A 24,530-nucleotide genomic window follows, 5' to 3' on the forward strand; every position below is an offset into this window, starting at 1 on the left:
AACGGCAAGTTCATTGAACCGTCGAATGGTCGCAGCGAGCCCCAGGCTTCGGGTGCGACGAGAAATCGGAAGCTGCTCAGGCCCCAATAGTCCCCAGACTCCTCCCATTCCTACCTCCCGTTTTTTTTGCACTCGCTGCGTTTCATTCGATGGTCTGCTTGCGTAGGAGCAATTTTCAGCCTAGCCGTCCGGCCCATGCATGGCGCAGGCCGCGGCGAACTCGGTGCCCCACGCCCGCCGGCCGCTACTGCATCTGCTGCAGGTTGCCGATGCGCACCAGCATCTCGGTGAACATCTGCATGTCGGCGTCGAGGTCGGGCACTTCCTTGTACTCCTTGGCGTTGTGCGCCGTGTACTTCTTGCCGGGCATCGCGGGGCCGAAGTTGATGGCGTTGGGCATCAGCTTGGCCGTGGTGCTGCCGGCGGTGGGCACGGGCTTGGCTTCGAGGCCGGTGGTGTCGCCGAAGATGTTGAGCAGGGTCGAGAGCCACGCGCCCTTCGGGTCGCGCGCCATCCAGTTGCCCTGGTCGTAGGCCAGCTCGAGCTTCACCTGGCTGGCCGTGGCCCAGCCGTTGACCTTGGCCGCGACCTGCGCCTTCAGCTCGTCGGGCGTGCGGCCGCGCGGCATGCGCACGTTGGCCGTCACCTCGAGGCGGCCGTCGGCGCCCATGCGCACCAGCGTGGGCGACATCGTGAGCGGGCCCATGAAGTCGTCTTGGTAGCCCAGCCCCATCTTCTCGCCGAGGTAGCCGGTGCCGTAGAGCGCATCGATGTACTGCACGGCGCGCAGGTAGGGGTTGGCCGCCAGCGGCACGCCGGACTCCTTCAGGAACAGCGCCAGGCGCGGCACGGGGTTCACGCCCTCTTCGGGCCGCGAGCCGTGGGCCGAGGTGCCCGTGACCTTCAGCTCGACGGCCTCGGCGCCGCGCGCGATGTCGATCGCGAACTTGCCGCCCTGGCTTTCGTACTTGCGCACGAAGGCGGCCTTGGCGGCCTCGAGCTTCGCGGCCACGGCCGCAAGGTCGCCGCCCTTGAGCGTGGCGGTCGCGGTCTGCGGAATGGCGTTGGCCGAGGCGGCGCCGCTCATCGCGGTGATGGCGGTCGCGGCGGGGTCGGCCGCTTCCGCGGGGAAGAACACCTTGAGCGCGCCCGAGCCCTTCTCGGCCACGACCGCGGGGTACTTGCTGTCGAGCACGATGTTGTAGGCCGGCAGCGGCGTCTTGTCGCGGTAGTACTGCATCGCGTCGCCGCCGGTTTCCTCGGTGGTCTCGATCATCAGGCGCACGCCGCGCTCCACCGGCAGGCCGCTGTCCTTCACCGCCTTCATGGCGTAGAGCACGGCGGCGATGGAGCCCTTGTCGTCGATGGTGCCGCGCCCGTAGAGGAAGTCGCCCACGCGCGTCATCGCGAAGGGGTCCAGGCGCGTGCCGTCGTCGAGCACCCATTCGGAGAGCACGGCCGGCACCACGTCGGCGTGCGTGAGGATGCCGAACTCCTCGCTGCCGCGGCCCTTCAGGCTCACTTCGAAGATGCGGCCGTCGACGTTGCGGTAGCCCAGCCCGAAATCTTTCGCCATCTTCTCGACCAGCTGGCCGAACGCGACCATCGGCGGGCTCTCGTGCGGCGGCACCTGCACGTTGCGCACCGTGGGCAAGGCCACCATGGTGCCGATGCTGGCGATCACGGCCTGCTGGTTCTGCAGCCGGTTGTACAGGCCGAGCAGGCGCGCGATGTTGACGAGGTCGTCGCCCGCCAGCGCCTTGCCGCCGGTGTAGGCCGCCACGCTGGGCTGCAGCACGGGCTGGGCCTGCGCGGCCTGCGCCAGGAAGGCCTTGAAATCGTGCGCCGTGCGGCCGCCCTTCCAGGCGGCGGCGAGCTGGTCGAGCGCGGGCTTCTTGAGGGTCTCGGCACCGGCCGGGACTGCGACGGCGAGCGCCGCGAGGGCCAGCGAAAGCGCCGACAATGAAAAACGAGACTGCTGCATCAGGGTCACCCCCTCATTCCGAAAACATTCCCCGACGATAGCCGAGCCATGCCTCACGACGACAGCCAATCTTCGCCCCAGCGATGCGCCTGGGCCCGCACCGATCCGCTGCTGGCCAGCTACCACGACGCCGAATGGGGCGTGCCCGAACACGACAGCCGCGCGCTGTGGGAAAAGCTGATGCTCGACGGCTTCCAGGCCGGCCTGTCGTGGCTCACCATCCTGCGCAAGCGCGACGCCTTCCGCGCGGCCTTCGAGGGTTTCGTGCCCGAGACGGTGGCGCGCTTCACGCCGGCCGACGTCGAGCGCCTCATGCAGGACGCGGGCATCGTGCGCTCGCGCGCCAAGATCGAGGCCACCATCGGCAATGCCAAGGCCTACCTCGCGATGCAGGCGGCGGGCGAAGACTTCTCTGATTTCGTCTGGGGCCTGGCGGGCGGCCAGCCGGTCGTCAACACCACGGGCACGGTGCCCACGCAGACGCCGCTGTCCGAAACGATGTCGAAGGCGCTGAAGCAGCGCGGCTTCAAGTTCGTCGGGCCGGTGATCGTCTATGCCTGGATGCAGGCCACAGGCATCGTCGACGACCACGCGCCCGACTGCCATTGCCACCGCAGCCATCGGCGCGCCTGAGCACCGCACAGACATGAAAAAACCGGACGGTGCTATTGCACGGTCCGGTTCTTTCGGGTGGTGGTCTTGCTAACCGAGGCGGCTCGCGCCGCCATCGATCACAGGCCAGCCTGGCGCGTGAAGCTGCGTGCCTGCGAGGGGATCACGCTGCCGGCGAAGGATTCGCGGCGCAGGTTCTGGCCGGGAGCGTGGGCGGCTGCCACAGCTTCGGCGCGGACCGAGGCGCGGTCCACCGACGAGGCCAGCACGGGGGCCACGCTGGCCGACACGGCGTCGCTGTATTCGTTGCCGGCACGGGCAGCGGCCACGGCTTGCGGTGCCACGTCGGCACGGCTGTAGCCGGAGGTCACGGCGTGAACGCCTTCGTAGGTCTCAGCGTGGGCGGCGCCAGCGGCGGCGAGCAGGGAGAGAGCGGCGGCGGCGAGGATGTTCGAGGTCTTCATTTCAATTCCTTCTTGATCGGGCTTTGGATGCCCTGAAGTGTGCGCCAAATTCCTAGGGTAAACCCCAGTTAATCTGAATCGCAGTGTTCACGGAATTGAAACAATCACGGGGAACTTTCCGACATGCGGGGTTCGCGTGAAACTTTTTCGTACAAACGCCCCCGAGTTTGCAAACTTTGGCGCTCTGTCGTCAAGTCTCAGGGCCGCCCCCAGCTGCGCACCAGCGTGCGGATCGCGACCGCGCCACTGCCCTTGACCTCGGCGCGGTAGCTGCCCAGCAGCGCCTCGCGCTCCGCGGCGGCCTGCGGTTCGTTGCGCCAGGCGAGCAAGGCGGCCACGTCGGCGTCGGGCAGCGCCAGCAGCAGCGCCTGCGTGACCAGCTTTTCGAACTCGCGCGCCACGGTCATCAGGTTGCGCGGGCGCGGCGACGTCACGCCGCGCGACCAGAGCGAATCGAGCGCGGTGTCGAGCGTGCGGTCGGGCAGCGAACTGAACTGCCCGACATTCCCGCGCGCCAGCTGCTTGACCACCGCACTCATGAGCAGCTGGCTCGAGAAATCGATCTCGCGCGCCTCGGCCACCGTCATGCGCGCCAGCAGTTCGACGCGCGCCGGGTCGGCCGGCCGCGCGTGCTGTTGATGGAAGAAGGTCACCTTGGCGGGCTCGTCCATCGCGGCGTAGTCGGCGCGCAGCTTCGCCAGGCGTGCCACGGCCTCCAGCACCTGGGGCGCCGGCGCGGCGGCGCCCTGCCCGGCCGCCGCCACGTCCTGCCGGATCGCGGCCACCGAGGCGTTCACGTCGAAGGCGCGACCGGCCGCCACGTCGAGCGACTGCAAAGCCTTGTCGGCCATGGCCAGGTCGGGCGGCTCCAGCAGCTCGCGCGCGCCGCGCGACACGGCACCGGGGCCGTAGGCGTTCTGGTAGCGCGCCTGCACGCCCTCGAACTGGAGCAGGGCCTGCGCGCGGTCCTGCGTCCACCCCGTCAAGGGGGCGAGGAGCAACGACAGCAACAAGAGGCAACGGGGCGACGACAGGCGGGACAGCAAGGACATCCCGCATTATTGGCACGCCGCGATCCCGCGCCCTTCATCAGGCCTGCGCCAGCTCCCCGCGCAGCAGCTTCGCGGCCGCCACCATGTTCGACAGCGCCGCCTCGGTCTCGGGCCAGCCGCGGGTCTTGAGGCCGCAGTCGGGGTTGATCCAGAGGTTCTCGCCCGGCACCACCTGCGCGGCCTTGCGCATGAGGCGCACGATCTCGTCGACCGAGGGCACGCGCGGCGAGTGGATGTCGTACACGCCAGGGCCGATCTCGTTCGGGTAGCGGAAACCACCCTCGCCGCCGAAGCCGCGCAGCAGCTCCATGTCCGAGCGGCTGGTCTCGATGGTGATCACGTCGGCGTCCATCGCGGCGATCTCCGGCAGGATGTCGTTGAACTCCGAATAGCACATGTGGGTGTGGATCTGCGTCTGGTCGCGCACGCCCGAGGCGCTGATGCGGAAGGCGCGCGTGGCCGCCTTCAGGTACGCCGGCCAGCCCGCGCGGCGCAATGGCAGGCCTTCGCGGATGGCGGGCTCGTCGATCTGGATGATGCCGATGCCCGCGCCCTCGAGGTCGTTCACCTCGTCGCGGATCGCCCAGGCGATCTGCTCGCAGGTGGTGGCGCGCGGCTGGTCGTCGCGCACGAAGGACCACTGCAGAATGGTCACGGGGCCGGTCAGCATGCCCTTCATCGGCAACTTGGTGAGGCTCTGCGCATAGGCGGTCCATTCGACCGTCATCGGCGCCGGGCGTGCCACGTCGCCGAAGATCACCGGCGGCTTCACGCAGCGCGAGCCGTACGACTGCACCCAGCCGTTGGCCGTGAAGGCGAAGCCGTCGAGCTGCTCGCCGAAGTACTCGACCATGTCGTTGCGTTCGGCCTCGCCATGCACGAGCACGTCGATGCCGAGTTCTTCCTGCTTGCGCACGGCGAGCGCGATTTCGGCGCGCATCTTCTCGCGGTAGCCGGGGGCATCGAGCTCGCCGCGCTTGAAGGCGGCGCGGGCCGCGCGGATTTCGGCCGTCTGCGGGAACGAGCCGATGGTGGTGGTCGGCAGCGCGGGCAATGCGAAGCGCGTGCGCTGCAGCTGCTGGCGCTGCGGGAAAGCGGACACGCGGCGGTCGTCGCCGGCCACGCTGCGCGCCAGGCGCAACGCCACGTCGGCGCGGTGCACGCGCGGGCTGGCGCGGCGCGCGGCCACGGCGGCACGGGCGGCCGTGAGTTCGGCGGCCACCGAGGCTTCGTGGCCTTCGACGGCGGCGCGCAGCACGCGCAACTCGTCGAGTTTCTCGATGGCGAAGGCGAGCCACGATTTCAGTTCGGTGTCGAGCTTCGTCTCGGCCGCGAGGCTGAACGGCACGTGCAGCAGCGAGCACGACGGCGCGATCCACAGCTCGCCCTGGTGCTTCTCGGCCACGGGCCTGAGCTTGCCCAGCGCCACGTCGACGTCGGTACGCCAGATGTTGCGGCCGTCGACCACGCCGACCGACAGCACCTTGTGCGCCGGCAGCCAGTCGGCCACGCCGGTCAGCTCCTGCGGCGCGCGCACGGCATCGACGTGCAGGCCGGCCACGGGCAGCTGGCAGGCCAGGCGCAGGTTCTCGGACAGCGGCGAGAAGTAGCTCGCCAGCAGCAGCTTCGGCGCATTGCGCGCGATCTGCCAGTACACGCGTTCGAAGGCATTGCGCCAGGCCTCGGGCAGGTCGAGGCCCAGGATCGGCTCGTCGATCTGCACCCACTCCACGCCTTGCTGCTTGAGCCGGCCGAGCACCTGCTCGTACACGGGCAGCAGCGATTCGAGCAGCGAGAAGCGGTCGAAGCCGGCTGCCTTTTCCTTGCCCAGGTACAGGAAGCTCAGCGGCCCCAGCAGCACGGCCTTGACCGCGTGACCGGCCTGCTGCGCCTGCGCGACCTCGTCGAACAGGCGCGTGGACGCGAGCCTGAACTGCGTGGCCGCATCGAACTCGGGCACGAGGTAGTGGTAGTTGGTGTCGAACCACTTGGTCATCTCGAGCGCGAAGGTGCCTTCGGCGCCGTGGGTGCAGCTGTCGTCGTGCACATGGCCCGCCTCGTCTTCCACGCCGCGTGCCATCTTGAAGTAGCGCGACAGCTCGGGCTCGTCGCCGCTGAAGCCGAAGCGCGCCGGCTCGCAGCCCAGCAGCTGAATGTGGTTGGCCACGTGGTCGTAGAAGGCGAAGTCGCCCACGGTCACGAAGTCGAGCCCCGCGTCGCGCTGCGCCTGCCAGTGGCGCGCGCGCAGCGCCTCGCCGACGGCTTCGAGCGCGGCGTGGCCGGTTTCGCCGCGCCAGTGCTTCTCGAGGGCGAACTTGAGTTCCCGGTGGGCGCCCATGCGCGGAAAGCCGAGGATGTGGGTACGGGTGGTCATTGCAGGTAATCCGGTCGCTGATCTTGGAAACCGGTGATCGTCGGCGTTTGGCGCATATGATTCAAACGAAACCTTTTGCCCGTTCGCTTGAATAATTTTCATGATGCAGTCCATCCTCGAGATCCGCCACCTGCGCACGCTGGCCGCGTTGCGCGACACCGGCAGCCTGGTGCGCGCGGCGCAGCTGCTCAACCTCACGCAGTCGGCGCTGTCGCACCAGATCAAGCTGCTCGAAGAGCGCTACGGCGCGCAGCTGTTCGAGCGCAAGTCGGTGCCGCCGCAGTTCAGCACCACGGGGCTGCGGCTGCTGCAGCTGGCCGACACCGCGCTGCCGCTCGTCGAAGAAGCCGAGCGCGACGTGGCGCGGCTGGCGTTGGGGCGCAGCGGGCAGCTGCGCATCGTGGTCGAGTGCCACACCTGCTTCGACTGGCTGATGCCCGCCATGGACGCCTTTCGCCAGCGCTGGCCCGAGATCGAGCTGGACATCGTCTCGGGCTTTCACCCCGACCCGATCGCGCTCGTGATGCAGAACCGCGCCGAGGTGGCGATCGTCTCCGAGGAAGACCCCGATGAAACGGTCGACTACCACGCGCTGTTCCGCTTCGAGATCGTGGCGCTGCTGGCCAACGACCATGCGCTGACGGCCAAGCCGCACCTCACGGCCCGGCACTTCGCCGACCAGACGCTCATCACCTACCCCGTGCCCGACGAGATGCTCGACATCGTGCGCCAGGTGCTGGCACCCGCCGGCGTCGAGCCCGCGCACCGGCGCACCACCGAGCTCACGGTGGCGATGCTGCAGCTGGTGGCCAGCGGGCGCGGCGTGGCCACGCTGCCGCTGTGGGCGGTGCAGAATTACCTCGACCGCGGCTACGTCACGGCGCGCCGCGTGGGCGCCCGGGGCCTGACGGGGCGGCTGTACATGGCCTGCACGCAGGCCACGTCGGCGCGGCCCTGGCTCGACGACTTCGTGCGCGTCACGCGCGAGAGCTGCTTCAAGAGCCTGCCGGGGATCGAATTGCTGTGAGCCCTGCGAGTCCGATGGCGGGAGGATCACGTCCGAATCCGGCCAGTGCATGGTGGTGCACGGCCTGAAGATCGACCACCACCACGGACCGCCCCATGACATCGCCGAACACGCCCGACTCCCCCGCCGCGCCACGCCACCGCTTCTTCCACGGCTGGCTCGTGGTCGCCGGCGCCTTCGCCGTGATGTTCGTGGGCTTCGGCTGCGCCTACACCTTCAGCGCCTTCCTCGATGCGCTGCAGCGCGACTTCGGCGCCTCGCGCGGCGAGGTGTCGCTGGTGTTCTCGCTCGCGGGCTTTCTCTACTTCGGCCTCGGCGTGTTCAGTGGCCCGCTCGCCGACCGTTGGGGCGCGCGGCGACTCGCGGTCGCGGGCATGGTGCTGGTCGGCCTCGGGCTGGTGCTCGCGGGGCAGGCGCGCAGCCTGACGCAGATCTTCTGGGCCTACGGGCTCGGTGTCGGCCTCGGCGTGGGCGCCTCATACGTTCCGGTGCTGGGCGCGGTGCAGCGCTGGTTCGTGCGCCAGCGCGGCTTCGCCTCCGGGCTCGCCGTGAGCGGCATCGGCGTGGGCACGCTGGCCATGCCGCCGCTGGCCTCGTGGTTCATCGACACGCTGGGCTGGCGCGATGCCTACCTGGCGCTCGGCGTGCTCGCGGCCGTGGTGGGCGTGGGCATGGCGCTGCTGGTGGAGAACGACCCGCGCGCACGCGGCCTCGGGCCTGATGGCGATCCACCGCAGGCGCAGGCTTCCACCGCGCTGCCGCCCGGCGCCTCGGTGCGCGAGGCCGTGGGCTCCGGCCGTTTCGCGGGGCTGTACGCGGCCTGCCTCATCAGCTCGTTCGGTTTGTTCGTGCCCTTCGTGCACCTGGTGCCCTACGCGCTCGACCACGGCGTGGCCGCGTCGTCGGCGGTGCTGCTGCTCGGCGCGATCGGCGTGGGCAGCACGGCGGGCCGCTTCTTCCTGGGCGGGCTGGCCGACCGCATGGGCCGGGACCATGCGCTGCCGCTGATGTCGGCGGGCATGGCGCTGTCGCTGGTGGTGTGGGCCGTGTCGGGCGGGTTCTGGGGGCTGGCCCTGTTCGCCTTCGCCTACGGCGTGTTCTACGGCGGCTTCGTGGCGCTGCTGCCCGCGCTGGTGATGGACTGGTTCGGCGGGCGCCACATCGGCGCGGTCATTGGCATCCTGTACACCAGCGTGGCCATCGGCACGCTCATCGGGCCGAGCGCCGCGGGCTTCGCCTTCGACCTCACGCGCAGCTACCTGCTGCCGATCCTCGTGGCCATCGGCGCCAACCTCGTGGCGGCCGGCCTGCTGCTCGCGATGGCGCGGCGCGGCCGGCGCGCCGTTCAACCGGCTTTCTGAACCAGCTTCAGCACGCTCGAGAAATCGAGCGCGCCGTGGCCCGCAAGGCTGTGCGCCGCGTACAGGCTGCGCGCCAGGCCGCCCAGCGGCGTGGCCGCGCGCACGGCGGTGGCGTTTTCCTGCGCCAGGCCCAGGTCCTTGAGCATCAGGTCGGTGCCGAAGCCGCCGGCGTAGTTCTTCGAGGCAGGTGCGGCTTCCATCACGCCGGGCACGGGGTTGTACTTCTCGAGCGCCCAGTTGCCACCCGAACTGCGGCGCATGATCTCGGACAGCACCTTCGGGTCGAGCCCGTTGGCCACGCCCAGCGCGAGCGCTTCCGAGGTGCCGATCATCAGAATGCCGAGCAGCATGTTGTTGCAGATCTTGGCGGTCTGGCCCGCACCGGCCGCGCCGGCGTGGAAGATGTTGGCGCCCATCTTCTCGAGCACCGGGCGCGCGCGCTCCAGGTCTTTGGTGTCGCCGCCGACCATGAAGGTCAGCGTGCCGGCAATGGCGCCGCCGGTGCCGCCCGACACGGGCGCATCGATCATCGCGACCCCCTTGGCGGCGGCGGCCTCGGCCACCTTGCGCGAGGTGGCGGCGGCGATGGTGCTGCTGTCGATCACGAGCGTGCCGGCCTGGATGCTGTCGAGCAGGCCGGGCTTGCCGGCGCCGCCGAGGAACAGGCCCTCGACGTGCGCGCTGGCGGGCAGCATGCTGATCACCACCTCGGCGCCGGCCACGGTCTCGGCCGCCGACTTGGCGATCGGCAGGCCTTCGGCGGCGAACTTCTTGCAGGCTTCGGCCGAGAGGTCGAAGGCGCTGAGCGTGTGGCCTGCCTTGTGCAGGTTCAGGGCCATCGGGCCGCCCATGTTGCCCAGGCCGATGAATGCGATCTTCATGTGTCTTGTCTCCGTTGTTCTGTGCAGGGAATGGGGCCAATCAGGTCAGCGAGGCCAGTTCCGCCGGCATCTCGCCGCGCGGACGCAGGTGGTCTTCGACGAAGGCCGGCGTGATCTCTTCGAGCGTGGCGGGGTTCCAGCGCGGGTTGCGGTCCTTGTCGACCAACACGGCGCGGATGCCTTCGGCGAAATCCTTGTTCGCGCAGAAGCCCAGCGATGCCCAGTATTCGAGGCGGAACACCTCGGCCAGCGACATGCGCGGCACGCGCTGCCAGAGCTCGAAGCTCAGCGCGATGGAGCTCGGCGCGCCCTTGGTGAAAGTCTTCGAAGCAGTCTGCAGCCAGGCGTCGTCGCTTTGCACGTCGCGCAGGCGCTTGGCGATGTCGAGCAGGTCGTCGCCGGCCATCAGCGCATTGATGGTGTCGTAGTGCTCGCGCACCTTCGAGGCGGGCATTTCGGCGCCTTCGCCCGCCCGGGCCAGGATGCGCGACAGCGTGGCGCGGTCGGCCTTGGCGTCACCGCCGGCCCACTGCGTGGACGCGATGGCCGCGAGCACGTCGCCCTTGCGCTCCTGCGGCACCAGCACGTCGGCCAGGCCGCAGAAGATGGTGTCGTGCGCGTTGATGTTGGCGGCCGTGAGCGCCAGGAACAGGCCCGTGCGGCCCGGCGTGCGGCGCAGGAACCAGCTGCCGCCCACGTCGGGGTACAGGCCGATGTTGATCTCGGGCATGGCGATGCGGCTTTGCAGCGTCATCACGCGGTGCGAGGCGCCCGCCAGCAGGCCCACGCCGCCGCCCATCACGATGCCGTGGCCCCAGCACAGGAAGGGCTTGGGGAAGGTGTGGATCAGGTGGTCGAGCTCGTACTCCTCGCGAAAGAAGTCTTCGGCGTAGGTGTTGCGCGCGGGGCCGCAGTCGAGCAGCGTCTGGTACAGCTGGCGCAGGTCGCCACCGGCGCAGAAGGCCTTCTCGCCCGCTGCGTCGAGCAGCACGCCGACGATGCCGGCGTCGGCGGCCCATTCGCGCAGCTTGGGCGTGAGCAGGCGCACCATGTCCACGGACAGCGCGTTGAGCGAAGCCGGCGCGTTGAGCGTGGCCACGGCAAAACGCTGGCCGCCGGCGGTCTTGATTTCGTTGAAGAGAACTACGTTTTCGGTCATTGTTTTCAGGTCCTGGGTGCGGCGGGGTCAGCGGATGTCGCTGTCGCCTTCCAGCAATTTTCGCGCAACGATGACGCGCATGATTTCGTTGGTGCCTTCGAGGATCTGGTGCACGCGCGTGTCGCGCACCAGGCGCTCGAGCGGGAACTCGCTCAGGTAGCCGTAGCCGCCGTGCAGCTGCAGCGCGTCGTTGCAGACGTTGAAGCCCGCATCGGTCGCGAAGCGCTTGGCCATCGCGCAATAGGTGCTCGCGTCCGCATGGCCCGCGTCGAGCTTGCTGGCGGCCAGCCGCACCATCTGCCGCGCGGCGACCAGCTCGGTCGCCATGTCGGCCAGCTTGAACTGCAGCGCCTGGAAGCTCGCGATCGGCTTGCCGAACTGCTGGCGCTCATGCAGGTAGCGGCGCGCCGCGTCGAGCGCGCCCTGCGCCGCGCCCACCGAGCAGGTCGCGATGTTGATGCGCCCGCCGTCCAGGCCCTTCATGGCGATGCGAAAGCCCTCGCCCTCCTTGCCCAGCAGGTTCTGCGCGGGCACGCGCACGTTGTCGAAGTTGATGGTGCGCGTGGGCTGGCTGTTCCAGCCCATCTTGTGTTCCTTCTTGCCGTAGCTCACGCCGGGCGCGTCGGCCGGCACCGCGAAGGCCGAGATGCCGCTGGCGCCCGCGCCGCCCGTGCGGGCCATGAGCACCAGCACGTCGGTCGAGCCGGCGCCGGAGATGAAGGCCTTGCCGCCGTTGATGACGTACTCGGCGCCCTGCAGTTCGGCGCGCGTCTTGAGCGACCCCGCGTCGGAGCCCGCGCCCGGTTCGGTCAGGCAGTACGACGCCAGCTTGCGCCCGCTCGTGAGGTCTTCGCCCCACTGCTGCGCCACCGCGTCGGTGGCCCAGGTGCCGAGCATCCACGTCGCCATGTTGTGGATCGTGATGAAGGCGGTGGTCGACGGGTCGACCGCGGCCATTTCCTCGAACACCAGCGCCGAGTCGAGCCGCGGCAGGCCCAGGCCGCCGATGCGCTCGGGCGCGTACAGGCCGCAAAAGCCCAGCTCGCCGGCCTTGGCGATGGCCTCGCGCGGAAAGACCGCCTCGGCGTCCCACTGCGCGGCGTGCGGTGCGAACTCGGCCTGCGCGAAATCCCGCGCGGTCTGTGCAAAGGCGTTCTGTTCTTCGGACAGTTCGAAATTCATGGTTGACGACCCTTCCAGAGGTCCAGTTCGGCGGTGCGTTTGCGGGTCGATTTTTCCAGGCACGCGTTGAACACCAGCGGCCAGATCGAGCCGCCTTCGTTCGCCTTCGCGGCCCGCTTGCACCCGGGGTCGCGGCCCTTGAGCCAGGTCCGCTGCTCGGTGCGCAGCGCGACGCGCATCTGCGGCGAGAGCGTCTTCATCACCTCGCCGTAGCGGATGTTGAGCTCGGCGTCGGCCGCGCGGAAATCGCGCAGCGCGCAGTCGTTCATCTGCTGCTGGTTGCCGTTGGGGTTGCAGTCGACCGGCTCGTCGGAGCCGGCCGCCTGCGCCCCGCCGGCCAGCAGGGCAAGCGCCGCCGCGGCGGCCCAGGCTGCAACGCGAAGCCCCTGCCTCACTTGAGGCTGATGGTGGTGTTGACGCCCTGGCTCACGGTGCTGTCGTCGAACCAGCGTGCCGTCACGGTCTTGGTCTGCGTGTAGAACATGATGACCTGCTTGCCGTACGGGCCCAGGTCGCCGAGCTTGGAAGCGCGCGAACCGGTGAACGAGAACATCGGGACCGGCACCGGGATCGGCACGTTGATGCCGACCTGGCCCACGTCGATGTCTTCCTGGAAGCGGCGCGCCGCGGCGCCCGACTGCGTGAAGATCGCCGTGCCGTTGCCGTTCGGGTTGCTGTTGATCAGGTCGATGGCTTCGTCGATGGTCTCGGCGTCGGCGATGCACAGCACGGGGCCGAACACTTCCTGTTCGTAGATCGTCATGCCGGGCTTCACGCCGGTGAAGATCGTCGGGCCGACGAAGTTGCCCTTCTCGTAGCCGGGCACCGTCGGCTTGCGGCCGTCGAGCACCAGTTTGGCGCCGTCGGCTTCGCCGCGTTCGATGAGGCTGTTCACGCGGTCGTACGCTGCGCACGAGACCAGCGGGCCCACGTCCACGCCCTTTTCAGTGCCCGCGCCGATCTTCAGCGTCTTGGCCTTCTCGATGAGCTCGGGCACCCAGTTGCGCGCCTCACCCACCAGCACCGCGACCGACACGGCCATGCAGCGCTGACCGGCTGCACCGAAGCTCGCGCCGGCCAGTGCGTTGAGCGTCTGCTCCTTGTTCGCGTCAGGCATCACGATGGCGTGGTTCTTCGCGCCCATCATGCATTGCGCGCGCTTGCCGGCCAGCGTGGCGCGGTTGTAGACGTGCGTGCCGACCTTGGTCGAACCGACGAAGCTGATCGCCTTGATGTCCTTGTGGTCGCAGATGCCGTTGACGACGGCTTCGCCACCGTGCACCACGTTCAGCACGCCGGGCGGCACGCCGGCTTCGAGCGCCAGTTCGCACAGGCGCATCGTGACCATCGGGTCTTGCTCGGAGGGCTTGAGCACGAAAGTGTTGCCGGTGACGATGGCCATCGGGAACATCCACAGCGGGATCATGGCGGGGAAGTTGAACGGCGTGATGCCGGCGCACACGCCCAGCGGCTGCAGCAGCGTGTAGGTGTCGACGCCATTGGCCACGTTGTTGGCCAGCTCGCCGAGCTGCAGGTTGCCGATGTTCGAGGCGTGCTCGACCACTTCGAGGCCGCGGAACACGTCGCCTTCGGCGTCCGGCAGCGTCTTGCCCTGTTCGGCCGTGAGGATCGCGGCGAGTTCGCCCATGTTTTCGCGGATGAGCTGCTGCAGCTTCAGGAAGATGCGGGCACGCGCGCCCAGGGGCGTCTTGCGCCAGGTCTTGAAGGCTTCCTTGGCGGAGGCCACGGCGGCGTCGAGTTCGGCCTGGGTGGCGAAGGGCACGCGGGCCAGCACCTGCTGCGTGGCCGGGTTGACGACGTCGCGCCATTCGGTGGTCTTCGATTCGACGAACTTGCCGCCGATGAGCAGCTTGACGGTGGCGACCTGCGTCGAGGGGGTGGTGGTGGCGTCCATGGGGGTTTGTCTCCTGTGAATACGGGACCGGTTCGAACCGGTGCAGCCTGCATCCTAGCTTTGCAGATTTGCCATGACAATAGACAAATATGCGTCATCGCTTTGCAAAAATGCAAAGCACCGCACGCCACCCCGCACGAGGCCGCACGCACATGGACTGGGACAACCTGCGCTACTTTCTCGAACTCGCCCGCTCGGGCACGCTGATGAGCGCGGCGCGCCGGCTGGAGGTCGACCACACCACCGTCGCACGGCGCATCCAGGCACTCGAAAAGGAGGTGGGCGCACCCCTCTTTTCGCGCGAGGCCGGCGGCCACCGGCTCACCGAGGCGGGTCGCCGGCTGCAGCCGCAGGTCGAGGCGATGGAGAGCGCCTTCCAGGCCGTGGAGAGCACCGCGCCGGCGTCGCAGGAAGGCTTGTCGGGGCTGGTGCGCATCGGCGCCACCGAGGGCTTCGGCACCGTGGTGCTCGCGCCGCAGCTGGCGCTGTTCGCGGTGCAGCACCCGAAGCTCACGATCGACCTGCTCGCGATGCCGCGGCTGGTGCACCTGTCGCGGCGCGAGGCCGACATCGTGATCTCGCTCGAGCGGCCGGCGCGCGGGCCGGTGGTGGTCACCAAGCTCACCGACTACACGCTGCGCCTGTACGCATCGAAGCAGTACCTGGCCGCGCACAAGCCCATCAAGACGCGCGAAGACCTGCGCGGCCACACCTTCATCAGCTACGTGGACGACCTGCTGTTCAGCAAGGAGCTGCAGTACCTGGACGAGCTGCACCGCCCCGACAGCTTTGCGCTGCGCAGCACCAGCGTGCTGGCGCAGCACCGGGCGGTGGCGGCGGGTGCGGGGATTGCGGTGCTGCCGGCGTTCATCGCGCAGGACGACCGCGCGCTCAAGCCGGTGCTGCCGGACGCGGCGAACTTCACGCGGACCTTCTGGATGTCGATGCCGGCGGAAACGAAGCACCTGGCGCGCATGCAGACGGTGTGGGAATTTCTGCGCGCGACGGCCACGGCCCAACAGCAGGTGCTGTTGCCTGACAGCGCGGCGAACGCCGGGTGACCGGCTCGCGCGCTCAGGAAAACAGGCGCTTCAGGAACCCAGGCTTGGCCGCCGGCGCCGGCGCCGCCGCCTTTTCGAGCAGCTCGATCAGGCCGTCCACCCGCGGCTTCTTGAGCCGGCGCGCGTAGTCGAGGTAACTCTCCTCCTCGTCCATGCGATAGAACTGCGGCGGCATCGGCAGTTGGCCTGGCAGCGCCGCCAGCAGCACGCGCAGCGCGTCCAGCTGGTTCATGCGGATGGCGCTCATGATCGCGGTCTCGCCGAGCGAAGGGACGATCTCGTTGGGCTGCGCGAGCCCGCTGGCGAGCAGGGGCTGGATCGCCGTTGCATCGCCCTGGACCGCCGCCGCGCCCAGCGCCTCGAGCGCCGCCAGTTTCTCGGGCGAGAGGCTGGCCAGGTAGGCGTCGCTGCGCTTGTCGTCCTCGTCGCGCGCGTCGCCGCCCTGCATGACCATGAAGTCGGTCACCAGCGCCACGGGCTCGCCCGCGGCGTCGAGCGCCCAGAAGCTCGGGTAGCTGCCGTCGCCCCAGCCGGCGCTGAAGATCAGCACGTTGTTCGCGCTGCCCGCGCCCAGCGGGTAGTGATCGGCGATGTCGGCCGAAGCGAGGTCGGCGCCGAGCACGTCGTCGTAGTAGCTCACGTACTCGGGGTTGGTGGCGGACTCGCGCGCCTCGCGCTCCGCCATGGCCTTGGCGCCGTCGACGTCCATGAAGCAGCCGACGCCGGCATCGACCGGGTAGCCATAGAACTCGTCGCTGCCGAGTTCGTCCTGCGATTGCCCTTCGAGCAGCGCGGCCTCCCAGCGCAGATCGTTCGCCTGCAGGCTGCCTCGCTCACGCAGCCACAGCACGGCCAGCGCATGGCGGCCTCCGCCTTGCAGCACCTCGACGGGGAATGCGCCGCGCCCGCTCACGTTGCGAACGAAAGGCTCGCGCTCGGGTTGCACCAGCGGGTCGCAGGCCACGATGCGGCCGCTCGTGATGTTCAGGGCCCCGCAAGGCTGGCGCTGCAGATGCCGTGCGCGCAGCGCCTCGTCGTCAAGAAAAATGCTCTGGAGGTTGTCGATGTCTAGGTAAGCCATGCGCCCAGTTTCTCATCCCCCGGCAGCGGCCGGCCACACCGGCGGATGGCTGCCCGGCGGCATCGACGGCCGTGGCCAGGCGGCCGGCGTGCGCGACAGCTGCGCGCTGTGGCGCACCGCCGCCAGTTCGCCGAAGCCCGAGGCGGAGGTCTCGACGTACGGCGCGACATCAGCCCGCGCGATCGACAGCCCGCCGTCCACACGCCCCAGCCCGCGCAGCCACTGCCCCGTCTGCGCCAACGACACCTGTACATGCCAGCTGCCGCCCTCCTGCTGCTGACGCCACAGTGCCGCGGCGGCGCCCAGGGCGATCAGGTAGCCGCTGGCTTCGTCGAGGATCTGCATCGGCATCGGGCGCGGCTTGCCGTCGCCCGCGGCCTCACCCTCGGCATGGTTGAAGCCCATGGCGGTCTGCACCAGCGAATCGAAGCCGCGCCGATCGGCCCACGGCCCCTGCGTGCCGTAGGCCGTGAGCGACACGCAGACGATGCCCGGCCGCTCGCGCGCCAGCGCCTCGGGGCCGAAGCCCAGCGCCGCGATGCCGCCGGGGCGGTAGCCCTGCACGAAGACATGCGCATCGGCGACGAGGCCGTGCAGCACGGCGCGACCTTCATCCGTGCACAGGTCCACGTGCGTCGAGAGCTTGCCGCGGCTGGTGTCGGCGATGGATTCGATGTTCGGCAGATTCGGTGAATTGACCAGCATCACGTCGGCACCATAGGCCGCCAGCGCCCGGCCGCCGACCGGTCCCGCGAGGATCCGTGTGAGGTCGAGCACCCGCAGGCCTTCGAGCGGGCGCTGGTCGTCGCGCAAGGGCGGCAGCGTGCGTGGCGGTGCATCGCCGATGCGCTCGATGGTGAAGAGCGGTTGCGCCGCCACCGCCTGCCCGTGCGGCGAGGCATCCCATTCGTCGAAGCGGCGCAGCGCGGTCGCCACCAGGCCCTGCGCGGCGGCAGCCGATTCGAAATCGATCGCGCGCCAACCGGCCATCGCGGCCTCGGCGTCGGCGCGCGTGGCGTTGGCTGGGTCGAGCTTCATGAGGCGCAGCGCGCCTTCGCGGTGGTGCTTGAAGTTGGCGTGGATGCGCACCCAGCCGTCGGCGCAGCGGTACACGCCCGAGAAGGTGTCCCACAGATCGGGCACGCGGCCGTCGAGGCTGAACCAGCCCGTGCAGTCGAGCGCGGCATGCAGCGTGTCGACCGCGACCTCTTGCCGCGCCACGCCGCGCCGGTGTCCCAGCTCGCAGGCCGCGAGCGCGGCGGCCGCGATGCTGGCCTGCGCCGCGAGGCCGACCGCGAAGGACGACGGCAGCACCGGGTCGGTGCCCGTGAGCCGCGCGAAAGCCAGCGCCTCGGCGGGCAACCCCGCCAGTTGCCAGAGACCGGCCAGGACTTCTTCACTCGTTGCCATGCGTCGCCCCTTCAGGGAAGAAAAAAAGAAATGAAAAAGGCAGGGTCCGCTTGCGCGGCCCTGCCCTTGTTGCTGTCGTTGCGTTCGCGACCTTGTGCGGATGGCTTACTGGATCAGCTTCGCACCGGTCTTGGCCTGCAGCGCGTCGAAGCTCACGCCCGGCGCCAGCTCGATCACCTTGAGGCCTTCGGGCACGACGTCCATCACGGCCAGGTCGGTGATGATGCGGTCGACCACGCCCACGCCGGTCAGCGGCAGCGAGCACTGCTCGAGGATCTTCAGGTCTTCGGTGCCGTCCGTCTTCTTGGCCACGTGTTCCATCAGCACGATCACGCGCTTCACGCCAGCCACGAGGTCCATGGCGCCGCCCATGCCCTTGACCATCTTGCCGGGGATCATCCAGTTGGCGAGGTCGCCCTTGGCGCTGACCTGCATCGCACCGAGGATCGACAGGTTGATCTTGCCGCCGCGGATCATCGCGAAGCTGTCATGGCTGCCGAAGATGGCCGAGCCGGGCAGCGTGGTGACGGTCTGCTTGCCGGCATTGATGAGGTCGGCGTCGACGTTGTCTTCGGTCGGGAATGGGCCGATGCCGAGCATGCCGTTTTCGCTTTGCAGCCAGACTTCCTTGGTGCCGGTGTGGTTGGCCACCAGGGTCGGAATGCCGATGCCGAGGTTGACGTAGAAGCCGTCTTCGAGTTCTTGGGCGGCGCGGGCCGCCATCTGGTCTTGGGTCCAGGGCATCTCAGGCTCCTTCTTTCTTGTTGACGGCCTTCACGGCCGATTCGCTGCCGGCGGCGGCGGCCTGGGCGATGGCGGTCTGGGCCTCGACCTTGGCGGCGGCGGCATCGACCGAGGCGCTCACGGTGCGCTTCTCGATGCGTTTTTCGGGCGTGGCGTTGAGCACCAGGCGGTGCACGTAGATGCCCGGCAGGTGGATGTCGTCGGGGGCCAGCTCGCCCACTTCGACGATCTTCTCGACCTCGACGATGCAGACCTTGCCGGCCATGGCGGCGGCGGGGTTGAAGTTGCGCGCCGTGAGGCGAAAGCGCAGATTGCCGGCCTTGTCGGCCACGTCGGCCTTGACCAGCGCCACGTCGGGCACCAGCGAGTGCTCCATGACGTAGGTCTCGCCGCCGAACTCGCGCAGCTCCTTGCCTTCGGCCACTTGCGTGCCCACGCCGGTCTTCGTGAAGAAGGCCGGAATGCCCGCGCCGCCGGCGCGCAGCTTCTCGGCCAGCGTGCCTTGCGGCGTGAATTCGAGGGCCAGTTCACCGGCCAGGTACTGGCGCTCGAACTCCTTGTTCTCGCCCACGTACGACGCGATCATCTTCTTGATCTGGCGCGTCTCGAGCAGCTTGCCGAGGCCGAAGCCGTCGACGCCCGCGTTGTTCGAGATGACGGTGAGGTTCTGCACGCCGGAATCCTTCAGCGCGTCGATCAGCGCTTCGGGAATGCCGCACAGGCCGAAGCCGCCGACCGCGAGCGTCTGCCCGTCGGCCACGACCCCCTTGAGTGCCGCGTCTGCGGAGGGATAAATCTTGTTCACTCGGGCTCCTTGATGGGTGGTGGAGAGTGGGTGGGAAAGGCTTCAACGATACTACCTACTCGTATACGTAGTATTTCGTAATGGTGACACCCGATGCCCGAGATCGATTACCGGCTGGCTTTTGAACATGCACCCGTCGGCATGGTGGTCTCGAGCAACCGCACCATCGTCGCCTGCAACCAGCGCGTGTGCGAAATTTTCGGCGCTGAGCCCTCTGCATTGGTCGGGCATTCGTTCAGCATCCTGTACCCCAGCGTGGCCGAGTTCGAGCGCATCGGCAAGCGCATGGAACCCTTTCTGAACGCCAGCGGCCACTACGCCGACAACCGCATGATGAAGCGCCTGGGCGGGCTGCACGGCGCGCTGGCCGGAGAGACTTTCTGGTGCCACGTCACCGGCCACGCGATGAACCGCGCGGCGCCGCACGAGGCCGGCATCTGGACCTTCGAGGACCTGGGCTCGCGCCGCGCGGTGAAGGCCGAACTCACGCCGCGCGAGCGGGAGGTGGCGGCGCAGGTGATGCGCGGGCTGACGTCGAAGGAGATCGGGAAGGCGCTGGGCATCAGCCATCGCACCGTTGAATTGCATCGGGCGCGGTTGATGCGCAAGTACGCGGCGGCGACGACTGCGGAGCTGGTGCAGAAGTTGATCGCGGGGTGATTCTTTTCAGGGCGCGTGCACAGGCCACCGGGTACTTCCCTCCGCGAATGTCCCCCGGGCTTCGCCCTCCTCCTTGATTTCGCTGCGGGAAGCACCCAGTGTCCTGCGCACACTGAGTGCGGTCGGGGTGCGGGGCGCGCTAGAGCACCATCTCCATGCGGACCAGGTCGCGCAGCGGAATGCCGTTCTGCTTCGTCGCCCTGCCCCAGCGGCGCACGAAGTAGTCGACGTCGACCCCGACAATGCGAAAGCCGAAGCGCTGGTAGAAGGCCAGCTCGCGCAGGCTGCTGTTGCCCGTGCCGACTTCGAGCCGGTGCGCGCCGCGCTGCCTGGTAAGCGCTTTCGCCTTCTTCAGCATCGCGGTGCCGATGCCCTGGCCCTTGTGGGCGTCGGCCACGGCGATGTTCATGATCTCCCAGGTGTCGACGCGCGTGGCCATGAGCACCATCTGGCCGACGACCTCGCCGGCCTGTTCGGCCAGCCATTGCTCGCCGCGCAGCAGGTACTTTTCGATCTCGGGGCGCGGGCCGTCCGCGTCGAACAGGAGCGGCCAGGGCACGGCATCCGCCGGGGTGGCCCTGCGCATCGTCAAGCCCTTCATGTGCGTGTTTCGTTCTTTCCGTTGCATGACTCCATTCTGAGTTCTGAGCAGAAGTTCCCTGCCAGAACCCCCGGATCGTTGCGAAAACGGAAACGCCGTGTCGACAAAACCCATGCGCCATCGCCGGTCGAGAGGCCTATCGTGGAACCCACGCGAACACACCGTTCGCCCCACACAGGAGCAGACACCATGTCCACACCCCTTCATTCGGAAAAGAACCTCCTTCAGCAAACCAGGCTGTCCGTGGCCCAGGCCCGCGCGCTGGCCGGGCACCAGGTGCCCGTGGCGCTCGGCCTCGCGGCGGTGATCCTGTCGGTGCTGGGCGTCAAGCCCTGAACCTGGCCGGGGGCGTTCACTCCGGCTTGATGTCGGCGCCCTTGATCACCTTCGACCAGGCCGCGAGTTCCTGGTCGACGAACCGGCCCAGCGTGGCCGGGTCCATGTAGGTCGCGAAGGCGCCCTGCTCGTCCACCTTCTTGCGGAAGGCCTCGCTCTCGACGATCTTCTTGATCTCGGCGCTGAGCTTGTTCACCACTTCGGGCGGCGTCTTCGCCGGGGCGAACACCGCGAACCACGACTCGACCTCGTAGCCCGGCAACCCGGCCTCGGCCGAGGTCGGCACGTTCGGCATCGACGCATGCCGCTTGCTGCCCGTGTACGCCAGCGGCTTGATGCGCCCGCCCGCGAAGTGGCCGATGACCGAGGGCGGCGTGGTGATGAAGATGTCGACATTGCCCGCCACCAGGTCGTTGATGGCCGGCCCCGAGCCCTTGTAGGGCACGTGCGTGGCCGGCTGCTTGCTCTGGCGCGACAGCAGTTCACCGGCGATGTGCTGGATCGAGCCGTTGCCCGACGAGGCGTAGAACAGGCCGCCCTCCTTCTTCCTGCCGTACTCGATGAGCTCCTTCATCGAGGTCACCGGCAGCTTGCCGCTCACCGCGACCACGTGCGGCGCGCGCATCACCATCGCCACCGGCACGAAGTCCTTGGTCGGGCTCCAGCGCAGGCTCGGGTACAGCGACGGGTTGCCGACGTGGTAGCCCGAGTACTGCAGCAGCAGCGTGTAGCCGTCGGGCGCGGCGCGGGCCACGAACTCGGTGCCGATGTTGCCGCTGGCGCCCGGCTTGTTGTCGACCACGACCGGCTGGCCCAGCGCGCGCTGCAGCGGGTCGGCGACCAGCCGCGCCATGATGTCGGTGGAACCCGCGGGCGCCGTGGGCACCACGAAGGTCAGGGGTTTGGAAGGCCAGGTGTCGGCTTGCGAGGCGGCAGCGGCCAGCGCGAGGCCGACCGCGAGCAGGCGGTGAGCGGGTTTCATGGGTTTGTCTCCGGTGGTTTTTTGTGGATGTCTTCAGGCTGCGCGTCAGAAGGTGTGAATGAATTCGGCGTGCCCGAGCAGCCCGCCCAGGGGCGCCCGACCAAGGCGCAAAGCGCAGCCATAGCTCGGGCTATGGCGAGCATTTGCAACGCCGGGCGGGCGCTCCTGGGTGGGATGAGCGGGCATGACGGATTCGTTCACACCTTCTTAGTGCGCCAGCTCCGAAATCTCGATGAGATTCAGGTCGGGGTCGCGCACGTAGACCGAGCGGATGCGCGACGTGGCGCCCGTGCGCATCACGGGCCCTTCGAGGATCGGCACGCCCTGCGCCTGCAACCGCGCAACGACCTCTTCGAGCGGCACGCTGGCGATGAAGCACAGGTCGAGCGAACCGGGCGTGGGCAGCTCGGCCTTCGGCTCGAACTCGTGGCCCTTCACGTGCAGGTTGATCTTCTGGTGGCCGAAGCGGAAGGCCTTGCGGCCGGCGCCGAAGGTTTCCAGCGTCATGCCCAGCACCTCGACGTAGAAGCGCACGCAGGCTTCTTCGTTGGCGGTCGTGAGCACCAGGTGATCCAGGTGGTCGATCATGCGTTCTCCTTCTTGATGGCGCGCGCCTTTGCGCGCTCGACGATGGCGTTGAAATCGGCCGGCGGCGCATGACGCGCCAGCCGGTGGCCGGCGCGCGAAACCTGACTCGACAGTTCGTGCTGCACGAGCGATTCGAGCTCAGCCGCAACGCCGATCAGGCCCTCAAGGTCCATGCCGGTGTCGTAGCCCATGCACTGCAGCATGTGGACCACGTCCTCGGTCGCGACATTGCCGGTCGCGCCCGGCGCATAAGGACACCCGCCGATGCCGCCGAGCGACATGTCGAGCCGGCGGATGCCCGCCTCGACCGCGGCGATGGTGTTCGCCAGGCCCATGCCGCGCGTGTTGTGGAAGTGCGCCGTCCATCCCAATGCCGGGTGCCGCGCACGCACGGCCTCGCACACGGTTTGCACCTGCGTGGGATAGGCCATGCCGGTGGTGTCGCACAGCGTGAGGCCCTGCACGCCCAGCGCCGCGAAGCGGTCGGCCCAGCCGAGCACCGTTGCCAGCGGCACCTCGCCTTCCATCGGACAGCCGAACACGCACGAGAGCGACACGTTCACCGGCACCCTCGCCTGCTTGGCCAGCGCGATCACCTCCGCCAGTTGCGCGAACGACTGCTCGCGCGTCATCCTCAGGTTGCTGAGGTTGTGCGTCTCGCTGACCGACATGACGATGTTGAACTCGTCGATGCGGCTTTCCAGCGCGCGCTCCGCCCCGCGCACGTTCGGCACCAGCGCGGTGTAGACCACGCTAGGCCGGCGCGCGATGCGCTGCATCACCTCTTCGCCGTCGCGCAGCGCGGGAATCGCCTGAGCCGAAGTGAACGAGGTCACCTCGATCTTGGCGTAGCCGAGCGAACTCAGCCGGTCGATCAGCGCGACCTTGTCGTCCGTGGGAATGAAGCGGCTTTCCATCTGGAAGCCGTCGCGCGTGGCGACCTCGTTGATGAACAGCCGCGTGCCGTTGCCGGTTTTCATACGGCCTCGCTTTCCACGCCACGCACCGGCCAGCCCGCGCCCTGCAGGTCCGCCGTGTGTTCGCCCAGGCGCGGCGCCGCATGCGCGATACGCCCTGGCGTGGCGCTGAGCTTGGGCACCACGCCCGGCACCTTGAGCAGCGCGCCGTCCGAGCCGCGCGCTTGCACGATCATCTCGCGCGCCAGGTACTGCGGATCGGTCGCGATGTCGGCCACCGTGTAGATGCGCCCCACAGGCACGCCCGCCGCGTCGAGCAGCGCCAGCACCTCGTCGCGGCTGCGCTGCAGGGTCCAGGCTTCGATGGCGGCATCGATCTCTTCCACGCGCACCACGCGGCCGTCGTTGTGCACGAGGCCGGGGTCGTTCTCCAGGTCCGCGCGGTCGATGGCGCGCATCAGCCGGCGGAAGATGCTGTCGCCGTTGCCCGCCACCAGCACGTAGTGGCCGTCGCTGCAGCGGTAGGCGTTGGTCGGCGCGATGCCCGGCAAGGCGCTGCCGGCCCGCTCCCGCACGGCACCGAAGGCGTCGTACTCGGGCAGCAGGCTTTCCATCACGTTGAAGACCGACTCGTACAGCGCCACGTCGATGAACTGGCCCTCGCCGCCGTGGGCCGTGCGGTGGTGCAGCGCGGTGAGCACGCCGATCACGCCATGCAGCGCGGCCAGCGTGTCGCCCAGCGAGACACCCACGCGCACCGGCACCCGGCCGGGCTCGCCGCTGAGGTAGCGCAGCCCGCCCATCGATTCGCCGAGCACGCCGAAGCCCGGCTTGTCGCGGTAGGGGCCGGTCTGCCCGTAGCCCGAGATACGCAGCATGATGAGCCGCGGGTTCAGCGCATGCAGCTGCTCCCAGCCCAGGCCCCAGCCTTCGAGCGTGCCGGGCTTGAAGTTCTCGATCAGCACGTCGGCCTCGAGCGCCAGCGCGCGCACGGCCTCCTGCCCTTCGGCGCTGCGCAGATCGAGGCACACCGAGCGCTTGTTGCGCGACTGCACCTCCCACCACACCGAGGTGCCATCGCGCAGCAGCCGCCACTTGCGCAGCGGATCGCCGACGCCGGCGGGCTCGACCTTGATCACGTCGGCGCCGAACTCGGCGAGCGTCTTGCCGGCGAACGGCCCAGCGATGAGCTGGCCGAGCTCCAGCACCTTCAGGCCTTCGAGTGCGTTCATCTTTTCTCTGTCTCCAGGTGGGTTGCCCCGACTCTAGGAACAGATGGCGATGAACGGAATTGCTCGGATGGCAGCAGGCCTTCGCGAAACGCGAAGACCCTT

24 protein-coding genes are annotated in these 24,530 nt (G+C 68.8%); 6 read left to right on the plus strand and 18 right to left on the minus strand.

Annotated elements, in window-relative coordinates:
- Positions 1 to 244: 244 nt before the first annotated feature.
- The gene (locus tag AC1RLW_RS07275; RefSeq protein ID WP_493192612.1) at positions 245 to 1,984 is read right to left on the minus strand and encodes a dipeptidase; all 1,740 of its coding nucleotides are present in this window, start codon (positions 1,982 to 1,984) and stop codon (positions 245 to 247) included.
- A 48-nt stretch (positions 1,985 to 2,032) separates the two neighbouring features.
- On the opposite strand from AC1RLW_RS07275, the gene AC1RLW_RS07280 reads away from it, so the two are divergent.
- Entirely contained in the window at positions 2,033 to 2,617 is a 585-nt protein-coding gene (locus AC1RLW_RS07280) for a DNA-3-methyladenine glycosylase I (RefSeq protein WP_493192613.1), read from the plus strand.
- Between the two features lie 98 nt (positions 2,618 to 2,715).
- Here the strand turns inward: AC1RLW_RS07280 and AC1RLW_RS07285 are convergent, their stop codons facing one another.
- The 3 genes from AC1RLW_RS07285 to metE all read right to left on the minus strand — a co-directional run bounded on the left by AC1RLW_RS07285 (position 2,716) and on the right by metE (position 6,486).
- The gene (locus AC1RLW_RS07285; protein ID WP_062481853.1) at positions 2,716 to 3,060 is read right to left on the minus strand and encodes a hypothetical protein; all 345 of its coding nucleotides are present in this window, start codon (positions 3,058 to 3,060) and stop codon (positions 2,716 to 2,718) included.
- A gap of 197 nt (positions 3,061 to 3,257) precedes the next feature.
- Positions 3,258 to 4,112, minus strand: coding sequence for a hypothetical protein (locus AC1RLW_RS07290; RefSeq protein WP_493192614.1), 855 nt, complete (start codon positions 4,110 to 4,112; stop codon positions 3,258 to 3,260).
- Positions 4,113 to 4,149: 37 nt separating this feature from the next.
- Positions 4,150 to 6,486, minus strand: coding sequence for a 5-methyltetrahydropteroyltriglutamate--homocysteine S-methyltransferase (metE, locus tag AC1RLW_RS07295; RefSeq protein WP_493192615.1), 2,337 nt, complete (start codon positions 6,484 to 6,486; stop codon positions 4,150 to 4,152).
- Between the two features lie 100 nt (positions 6,487 to 6,586).
- Here metE and AC1RLW_RS07300 point away from each other — a divergent pair, with 100 nt between their 5' ends.
- Positions 6,587 to 7,513, plus strand: coding sequence for a LysR family transcriptional regulator (locus AC1RLW_RS07300; RefSeq protein WP_062476461.1), 927 nt, complete (start codon positions 6,587 to 6,589; stop codon positions 7,511 to 7,513).
- Between the two features lie 95 nt (positions 7,514 to 7,608).
- Complete coding sequence (locus tag AC1RLW_RS07305; protein WP_493192616.1) at positions 7,609 to 8,874, plus strand: MFS transporter; 1,266 nt, start codon at positions 7,609 to 7,611, stop codon at positions 8,872 to 8,874.
- Here the strand turns inward: AC1RLW_RS07305 and mmsB are convergent.
- Genes mmsB through AC1RLW_RS07330 form a run of 5 tightly spaced genes read right to left on the minus strand, consistent with a single transcriptional unit; the run spans position 8,859 to position 14,011 of the window.
- On the minus strand, positions 8,859 to 9,755 hold the full coding sequence (mmsB, locus tag AC1RLW_RS07310) for a 3-hydroxyisobutyrate dehydrogenase (RefSeq protein WP_070059330.1): 897 nt from the start codon (positions 9,753 to 9,755) through the stop codon (positions 8,859 to 8,861). The two genes, AC1RLW_RS07305 and mmsB, sit on opposite strands and share 16 nt — an antisense overlap.
- A 40-nt stretch (positions 9,756 to 9,795) precedes the next feature.
- A complete protein-coding gene (locus AC1RLW_RS07315) occupies positions 9,796 to 10,914 on the minus strand; it encodes an enoyl-CoA hydratase/isomerase family protein (RefSeq protein WP_493192617.1) in 1,119 nt (372 codons plus the stop codon).
- A gap of 27 nt (positions 10,915 to 10,941) precedes the next feature.
- Complete coding sequence (locus AC1RLW_RS07320; protein ID WP_062476448.1) at positions 10,942 to 12,096, minus strand: acyl-CoA dehydrogenase family protein; 1,155 nt, start codon at positions 12,094 to 12,096, stop codon at positions 10,942 to 10,944.
- Positions 12,093 to 12,491 carry a lysozyme inhibitor LprI family protein gene (locus tag AC1RLW_RS07325; RefSeq protein WP_070059333.1) on the minus strand — a complete coding sequence of 133 codons (399 nt, stop codon included), beginning with the start codon at positions 12,489 to 12,491 and terminating at the stop codon, positions 12,093 to 12,095. Before AC1RLW_RS07325 ends, AC1RLW_RS07320 begins: the two co-directional genes overlap by 4 nt.
- Entirely contained in the window at positions 12,488 to 14,011 is a 1,524-nt protein-coding gene (locus tag AC1RLW_RS07330) for a CoA-acylating methylmalonate-semialdehyde dehydrogenase (RefSeq protein WP_070059334.1), read from the minus strand. The genes AC1RLW_RS07325 and AC1RLW_RS07330 overlap by 4 nt, the downstream gene beginning before the upstream one ends.
- 152 nt (positions 14,012 to 14,163) lie before the next feature.
- Here AC1RLW_RS07330 and AC1RLW_RS07335 point away from each other — a divergent pair, with 152 nt between their 5' ends.
- Positions 14,164 to 15,072 carry a LysR family transcriptional regulator gene (locus AC1RLW_RS07335; RefSeq protein ID WP_487847237.1) on the plus strand — a complete coding sequence of 303 codons (909 nt, stop codon included), beginning with the start codon at positions 14,164 to 14,166 and terminating at the stop codon, positions 15,070 to 15,072.
- A 13-nt stretch (positions 15,073 to 15,085) separates the two neighbouring features.
- On the opposite strand, the gene AC1RLW_RS07340 is transcribed toward AC1RLW_RS07335, so the two are convergent.
- From AC1RLW_RS07340 to AC1RLW_RS07355, 4 genes are all read right to left on the minus strand, one after another.
- Entirely contained in the window at positions 15,086 to 16,153 is a 1,068-nt protein-coding gene (locus AC1RLW_RS07340; RefSeq protein WP_493192618.1) for a DUF4241 domain-containing protein, read from the minus strand.
- Positions 16,154 to 16,165: 12 nt separating this feature from the next.
- A complete protein-coding gene (locus AC1RLW_RS07345) occupies positions 16,166 to 17,563 on the minus strand; it encodes a CoA transferase (protein WP_493192619.1) in 1,398 nt (465 codons plus the stop codon).
- A 105-nt stretch (positions 17,564 to 17,668) separates the two neighbouring features.
- A complete protein-coding gene (locus AC1RLW_RS07350) occupies positions 17,669 to 18,307 on the minus strand; it encodes a 3-oxoacid CoA-transferase subunit B (RefSeq protein ID WP_493192620.1) in 639 nt (212 codons plus the stop codon).
- 1 nt (position 18,308) lies between these two features.
- Positions 18,309 to 19,112, minus strand: coding sequence for a CoA transferase subunit A (locus tag AC1RLW_RS07355; protein ID WP_062476435.1), 804 nt, complete (start codon positions 19,110 to 19,112; stop codon positions 18,309 to 18,311).
- Positions 19,113 to 19,205: 93 nt separating this feature from the next.
- On the opposite strand from AC1RLW_RS07355, the gene AC1RLW_RS07360 reads away from it, so the two are divergent.
- Complete coding sequence (locus tag AC1RLW_RS07360) at positions 19,206 to 19,772, plus strand: LuxR C-terminal-related transcriptional regulator (RefSeq protein ID WP_062476432.1); 567 nt, start codon at positions 19,206 to 19,208, stop codon at positions 19,770 to 19,772.
- 139 nt (positions 19,773 to 19,911) lie between these two features.
- On the opposite strand, the gene AC1RLW_RS07365 is transcribed toward AC1RLW_RS07360, so the two are convergent.
- Positions 19,912 to 20,358: a GNAT family N-acetyltransferase gene (locus AC1RLW_RS07365; protein WP_493192621.1), complete on the minus strand. Its 447-nt coding sequence runs from the start codon at positions 20,356 to 20,358 to the stop codon at positions 19,912 to 19,914.
- A gap of 204 nt (positions 20,359 to 20,562) precedes the next feature.
- Here AC1RLW_RS07365 and AC1RLW_RS07370 point away from each other — a divergent pair, with 204 nt between their 5' ends.
- Positions 20,563 to 20,709: a hypothetical protein gene (locus tag AC1RLW_RS07370; protein WP_167395007.1), complete on the plus strand. Its 147-nt coding sequence runs from the start codon at positions 20,563 to 20,565 to the stop codon at positions 20,707 to 20,709.
- A 16-nt stretch (positions 20,710 to 20,725) separates the two neighbouring features.
- Here the strand turns inward: AC1RLW_RS07370 and AC1RLW_RS07375 are convergent, their stop codons facing one another.
- The 4 genes from AC1RLW_RS07375 to AC1RLW_RS07390 form a co-directional block, all read right to left on the minus strand.
- Positions 20,726 to 21,691, minus strand: a complete 966-nt coding sequence (locus AC1RLW_RS07375) for a Bug family tripartite tricarboxylate transporter substrate binding protein (RefSeq protein ID WP_493192622.1) — start codon at positions 21,689 to 21,691, stop codon at positions 20,726 to 20,728.
- 207 nt (positions 21,692 to 21,898) lie between these two features.
- Positions 21,899 to 22,279 (minus strand): VOC family protein, encoded by a 381-nt coding sequence (locus tag AC1RLW_RS07380; protein ID WP_493192623.1) that lies wholly within the window; start codon positions 22,277 to 22,279, stop codon positions 21,899 to 21,901.
- Positions 22,276 to 23,259, minus strand: coding sequence for a hydroxymethylglutaryl-CoA lyase (locus AC1RLW_RS07385; RefSeq protein WP_493192624.1), 984 nt, complete (start codon positions 23,257 to 23,259; stop codon positions 22,276 to 22,278). Before AC1RLW_RS07385 ends, AC1RLW_RS07380 begins: the two co-directional genes overlap by 4 nt.
- A complete protein-coding gene (locus tag AC1RLW_RS07390; RefSeq protein ID WP_493192625.1) occupies positions 23,256 to 24,428 on the minus strand; it encodes a CaiB/BaiF CoA transferase family protein in 1,173 nt (390 codons plus the stop codon). Before AC1RLW_RS07390 ends, AC1RLW_RS07385 begins: the two co-directional genes overlap by 4 nt.
- Positions 24,429 to 24,530: the final 102 nt, after the last annotated feature.

Source organism: Variovorax sp. GW822-FHT04A09 (assembly GCF_058801005.1).